Genomic DNA, 6,158 nt, shown 5'->3' on the forward strand with positions numbered 1-6,158 from the left:
GCCGTGATGATCGCCGTCGATTCCCCGGTGCTGGTCGAGCTGCTCAGCAATGGTCCGCAGGCCGATGCGGTGGAAGCCATCCTCCGGCAGAGCCTGGTCGGCGGCCGCGTGGTGGTCTGTGGCGCGACCCTGGCCGAAGTCTGCGCATCGCTGCGCGGCGGCGCCGAGGTGCTCGAAGCGCTGGAAGAAATGGGCGTGCACTTCAACCCGATGGAAGCCAAGTCGGCGCTGCGCGCCGGCGAGATGCACCGCCGCCACCGCCAGCGCGGCGGCAACCGCCGCAGCCTGGACGAATTCATGGTCGGCGCCCACGCACTGTTGCAGTGCGACGGCCTGATCACCTGGAACGACACGTTTTACCGCGACTACTTCAAGGGCCTGAAGCTGATCGTGCCGCACGCCTGAGCCCACTTTGTTACTTCAACCTACGCATTACCCGGGAGTTGTCATGTTGGAAGCCTACCGCCACCACGTCGCCGAGCGCGCTGCGCTTGGCATCCCGCCGCTGCCGCTGAGCGCGCAGCAGACGGCCGATGTCATCGAACTGCTGAAGAACCCGCCGCAGGGCGAGGCCGAGTTCCTGCTCGACCTGCTGACCCATCGTGTGCCGGCCGGCGTCGATGACGCAGCCAAGGTCAAGGCCTCGTACCTGGCCGCGATCGCGCTGGGCAGCGAGCAGAACCCGCTGATCAGCCGCGAGCGCGCCACCGAACTGCTGGGCACCATGCTGGGCGGTTACAACGTGGCCCCGCTGGTGCAGCTGCTGGACGACGCCAGCGTCGGCACCATCGCCGCCAACGGCCTGAAGAAGACCCTGCTGGTGTTCGACGCCTTCCATGACGTGCAGGAAAAGGCCAAGGCCGGCAACGCCAACGCCCAGGCCGTGCTGCAGAGCTGGGCCGATGCCGAGTGGTTCACCAGCAACCCGGAAGTGCCGCAGAGCCTGACCGTCACGGTGTTCAAGGTGCCGGGCGAGACCAACACCGACGACCTGTCACCGGCCCCGGACGCGACCACCCGCCCGGACATCCCGATGCACGCCCTGGCGATGCTGAAGAACAAGCGCGACGACGCGCCGTTCACCCCGGAAGAAGACGGCAAGCGCGGCCCGATCCAGCAGATCCTGGACCTGAAGGACAAGGGCCACCTGGTGGCCTACGTCGGTGACGTGGTCGGTACCGGTTCCTCGCGCAAGTCGGCCACCAACAGCGTGCTGTGGTGGACCGGTGATGACATTCCGTTCATTCCGAACAAGCGTGCCGGTGGCGTCTGCCTGGGTTCGAAGATCGCCCCGATCTTCTACAACACCATGGAAGATGCCGGCGCACTGCCGATCGAGCTGGATGTGTCGAAGATGGAGCACGGCGATGTGGTCGAGCTGCGTCCGTACGAAGGCAAGGCGCTGAAGAACGGTGAAGTGATCGCCGAGTTCCAGGTCAAGTCCGACGTGCTGTTTGACGAAGTGCGTGCCGGTGGCCGCATTCCGCTGATCATCGGCCGTGGCCTGACCGGCAAGGCGCGCGAAGCACTGGGCCTGGCTCCGACCGACCTGTTCCGCCTGCCGGTACAGCCGGTCGACACCGGCAAGGGCTTCTCGCTGGCGCAGAAGATGGTCGGCCGCGCCTGTGGCCTGCCGGAAGGCCAGGGCATGCGCCCGGGCACCTACTGCGAACCGAAGATGACCTCGGTCGGCTCGCAGGACACCACCGGCCCGATGACCCGTGACGAGCTGAAGGACCTGGCGTGCCTGGGCTTCTCGGCCGACCTGGTGATGCAGTCGTTCTGCCACACCGCCGCCTACCCGAAGCCGGTGGACGTGAAGACCCACCACACCCTGCCGGAGTTCATCTCCACCCGCGGCGGCGTTTCGCTGCGCCCGGGCGACGGCGTGATCCACAGCTGGCTCAACCGCATGCTGCTGCCGGACACCGTCGGTACCGGTGGTGACTCGCACACCCGTTTCCCGGTGGGCATTTCGTTCCCGGCCGGTTCGGGCCTGGTCGCCTTCGCCGCTGCCACCGGCGTGATGCCGCTGGACATGCCGGAGTCGGTGCTGGTGCGCTTCAAGGGCAAGATGCAGCCGGGCGTGACCCTGCGTGACCTGGTCAACGCGATTCCGCTGTACGCGATCAAGTCGGGCCTGCTGACCGTGGCCAAGGCTGGCAAGAAGAACATCTTCTCCGGCCGTATCCTGGAAATCGAAGGCCTGCCGGAGCTGAAGGTCGAGCAGGCGTTCGAACTGTCCGATGCCTCGGCCGAGCGTTCGGCAGCCGGTTGCTCGGTGCGCCTGAACAAGGAACCGATCATCGAGTACCTCACCAGCAACATCACGCTGCTGAAGTGGATGATCGCCGAGGGCTACCAGGATCCGCGTTCGTTGCAGCGTCGTATCGAAAAGATGGAAGCGTGGCTGGCCAACCCGCAGCTGCTGGAGCCGGATGCCGACGCCGAATACGCCGCCGTCATCGAGATCGACCTGGCCGACATCCACGAGCCGATCGTGGCCTGCCCGAACGACCCGGACGACGTGAAGACCCTGTCCGAAGTGGCCGGCGCCAAGATCGACGAAGTGTTCATCGGTTCGTGCATGACCAACATCGGTCACTTCCGTGCCGCTGCGAAGCTGCTGGAAGGCAAGCGTGACCTGCCGACCCGACTGTGGGTGGCCCCGCCGACCAAGATGGACGCCTCCGAGCTGACCAAGGAAGGCGTGTACGGCACCTTCGGCGCCACCGGCGCACGCATGGAAATGCCGGGCTGCTCGCTGTGCATGGGCAACCAGGCGCAGATCCGTGAAGGCTCCACCGCGATGTCGACCTCGACCCGCAACTTCCCGAACCGCCTGGGCCGCAACACCAACGTGTACCTGGGTTCGGCGGAACTGGCCGCGATCTGCTCGCGCCTGGGCCGCATCCCGACCAAGGAGGAGTACATGGCGGACATCGGCGTGATCAACGCCAATGGTGCGGAGATCTACCGCTACATGAACTTCGACCAGATCGAGGAGTATCAGGACGTGGCCAAGACGGTCGCTGCCTGATGCGGTAACGGAAAACCCCCGGCTCGCGCCGGGGGTTTTTTTGTGAGCCGACGATGGACGGTAGTGCCGGCCGCTGGCCGGCGCTTCGTCGCTGACGGTCTGTAGAGCCGAGCCCACGCTCGGCTGATGTTCGCGCAATGCGTGATGCGTCGAGCGTGGCTCGACACTACAGAGGCATCCACGCATTGCGTGGACCTGCTTCGCGTCAGCTGCGGGCGAGGGCGAGCAGGCGTTCGGCGATGCGTTCCAGTGGTACCTGTTCCTCAGCGGCGCCGAGTTTGAACGCTGCACCGGGCATGCCCCAGACCACGCTGGTGGCCTCGTCCTGCACCAGGGTCGGCGCACCCGCCTGGCGCATTTCCAGCAGGCCACGCGCGCCATCGTCACCCATGCCGGTGAGAATGGCGCCGATGGCGTTGCCGCCCGCGCTCTGCGCGACCGAGCGGAACAGCACGTCCACCGCAGGCTTGTGCCGGTTCACCGCAGGACCATCATCGACCCGGCAGCGCCAGCGCGCACCGTCGCGGATGATGCGCAGGTGCTTGCCGCCGGGTGGCAGGTAGGCGTGGCCTGGCAGCACCGCTTCACCATCGCTGGCCTCGCGCACGGCCATCGCCGAGTGGCGGTCCAGGCGTTCGGCGAAGGCGCTGCTGAAGCTGGCCGGCAGGTGCTGGGTCATCACCACTGCAGGCGCGTCGGCGGGCAGGCCTTCCAGCACCACGCGAAGGGCTTCGGTGCCACCGGCGGATGAGCCGATCGCGATCAGGCGGTCGGTGGTGCGGAACTGCGGCGCAGCGGGGCGCATTGCAGGAGCTGCGTCCAACAGGAGCTTCGGCGCCGCGGCGCGCACCAGCGGACGCACCCGCGAGCGCGCCGCCATCTTCACCTTGGCGATGATCTCATCGGCGTAGCCCTGCAGGCCACGGGCCACATCAAGCTTGGGCTTGGACACGAAATCCACCGCGCCCAGCGCCAGCGCCTGCAGCGTGGTGTCGGCGCCACGCTCGGTCAGAGACGAGATCATCACCACCGGCAGTGGATGCAGGCGCATCAGGTTTTCCAGGAACGCCAGCCCGTCCATGCGCGGCATTTCCACGTCCAGCGTGATCACGTCCGGGGCCAGGCGCTTGATCTTCTCGCGCGCCAGCAACGGATCGGCGGCGGTGCCGACCACGTCGATGGATGGGTCGCTGGACAGGATCTCGGTGAGCATCTGGCGCACGACGGCGGAGTCGTCGACGATCAGGACCCGGCAGGGGGCGTTGCCGGTGAGCGTCATTCGAACAGCTCCACGCCGCCGGTGACCGGGGCCTTGGACAGGCGTGCACGCACCGCCGATTCGGTCGCAGCCACCTCGGCTTCATGCGCGTGCGGCAGGCGCTGCACCACCACGCGGCCGGTATCGGCAAAGAACCAGATCTTGCGCGGATGGATGCCGCACAGGTCCTCGGCGATGATCGGAATATGCTCGGCCTGCAGGTACTGGCGCACGAACTCGGCATTGCGGGTGCCGACCGGGTTGCTGGTGAAGCCCTTGAGCACGTTGGCGCCGCCGAACACCTTGGCTTCGATGCGCTTGCGGTGCGCGCCGCGCTTGAGCATGTCGTTGATCAGCAGTTCCATCGCGTAGCTGCCGTAGCGCGCGGGTGCGCCGTCGCCCGCGTTGCCTTCCGGCAGCAGGAAGTGGTTCATGCCGCCGATCTTCAGCACCGGGTCGCGCAGGCAGGCGGCCACGCAGGAACCCAGCGTGGTGGTCAGCGCAGTGGTGTCATCGACCACCAGGTACTGGGTGGGCAGCAGTTTGGCGGCGATGGTCTTGAAGCGCGCGTCCTGGTAGCGCATCACATCGTCGGTACGCAGTGAGGCGTTCATGCGCCACCCTTTGCCGCACGGCGGTACAGGGTGCGCCCGCAGGGCTGGATCAGGTCGGCCGCGTGCAGATAGTTCTCCGAGTGGCCGGTGTAGAGCAGGCCGTCATCGGCAAGGTGCTGCACCAGGCGACCGAGGATGGCGCGCTGGGTCGGCTTGTCAAAGTAGATCATCACGTTGCGGCAGAACAGGGCGTCGAACGGGCCGCCGACGTCGTAGCGAGGGGCGAGCAGGTTCAGCGGGCGGAACTCGATCAGCTCGCGCAGCGCCGGCAGCACGCGGCACTGACCCTCGTTGGGACCGCTGCCGCGCTGGAAATAGCGGCGGCGCAGGTCCGGGTCGAGGTTGGCGACCCGGTCGATGTTGTAGACGCCACGGCCGGCGGTGGCCAGCACCTGGGTATCGACGTCGGTAGCCACGATGCGCACCGGCGGCTTCAGCGTGCCGAACGCTTCACAGGCGGTGATCGCCATCGAGTAAGGCTCTTCACCGGTGGATGCGGCACACGACCACAGCAGCAATGGCGTGCGGCTCGAGCGTTGCTGCAGCTCTTCGCGCAGCTTGTCGAAGTGGTGCGGCTCGCGGAAGAACGAGGTCAGGTTGGTGGTCAGCGCGTTGGTGAACGCCTGCCACTCATCGCCGTCTTCCTGTTCCAGATGGTCCAGGTACTGCTGGAAGCTGCGCATGCCCAGCGTGCGCAGGCGGCGCGACAGGCGGCCATACACCATGTCGCGCTTTGCCGGCGCCAGGGCGATGCCCACGCGCTGATAGATCAGGTCGCAGACGCGGCGGAAATCACGGTCGGCGAACTCGAACTCGCGCGGGCCGGTGACGATGGGAGTAGGACTTTGCACGGGGGACGTGTCCATCGGCGAGGGCGGTGGCCGGAGCCACCGCGGGTGGGTCTCAGAATTCCTGCCAGTCGCTGTCGCTGGCGACGAAGGTGCTGGCGTTGCTGCTGCGGCGGGCCGGCGCGGGCGCGCTGGTCGTCTGCGGACGTGCCACGGTGGTGATGCGCGCAGGCTCCACGCGCGCGGCCGCAGCCTTCACTGCGGCGGAAACCTGGTTGTCGAGGCGGAAGATCGCCACGGCATCGGCCAGCTGGCCTGCCTGGTCTTCCATCGCACGCGCGGCAGCCGTGGCTTCCTCCACCAGCGCGGCGTTCTGCTGGGTGGTCTCGTCCATCTGCACGACGGTCTGGTTGACCTGCTCGATGCCGGCCGACTGTTCCTGCGAGGCGGCTGAGATC

General features: G+C 67.1%; 5 protein-coding genes and 1 pseudogene. 2 read left to right on the forward strand and 4 right to left on the reverse strand.

Features of this window, described 5'->3' with window-relative positions; genetic code table 11:
- Positions 1–6 precede the first annotated feature (6 nt).
- Positions 7–405 carry a type II toxin-antitoxin system VapC family toxin gene (locus tag AC5P8Z_RS19300; RefSeq protein ID WP_286071873.1) on the forward strand — a complete coding sequence of 133 codons (399 nt, stop codon included), beginning with the start codon at positions 7–9 and terminating at the stop codon, positions 403–405.
- A gap of 43 nt (positions 406–448) precedes the next feature.
- Entirely contained in the window at positions 449–3,040 is a 2,592-nt protein-coding gene (gene acnB / locus AC5P8Z_RS19305) for a bifunctional aconitate hydratase 2/2-methylisocitrate dehydratase (RefSeq protein ID WP_014647014.1), read from the forward strand.
- 205 nt (positions 3,041–3,245) lie between these two features.
- On the opposite strand, the gene AC5P8Z_RS19310 is transcribed toward acnB, so the two are convergent.
- From AC5P8Z_RS19310 to AC5P8Z_RS19325, 4 genes and pseudogenes are all read right to left on the reverse strand, one after another.
- A complete protein-coding gene (locus tag AC5P8Z_RS19310) occupies positions 3,246–4,319 on the reverse strand; it encodes a protein-glutamate methylesterase/protein-glutamine glutaminase (protein ID WP_495229789.1) in 1,074 nt (357 codons plus the stop codon).
- Entirely contained in the window at positions 4,316–4,912 is a 597-nt protein-coding gene (gene cheD, locus AC5P8Z_RS19315; protein WP_008264676.1) for a chemoreceptor glutamine deamidase CheD, read from the reverse strand. The genes AC5P8Z_RS19310 and cheD overlap by 4 nt, the downstream gene beginning before the upstream one ends.
- Entirely contained in the window at positions 4,909–5,778 is an 870-nt protein-coding gene (locus AC5P8Z_RS19320) for a CheR family methyltransferase (protein WP_286071875.1), read from the reverse strand. Before AC5P8Z_RS19320 ends, cheD begins: the two co-directional genes overlap by 4 nt.
- A gap of 37 nt (positions 5,779–5,815) precedes the next feature.
- Positions 5,816–6,158, reverse strand: a pseudogene (locus AC5P8Z_RS19325) (methyl-accepting chemotaxis protein); the annotation flags it as partial.

The sequence above is a fragment of the Stenotrophomonas sp. YJH_SMC_17 genome (genome assembly GCF_059371655.1).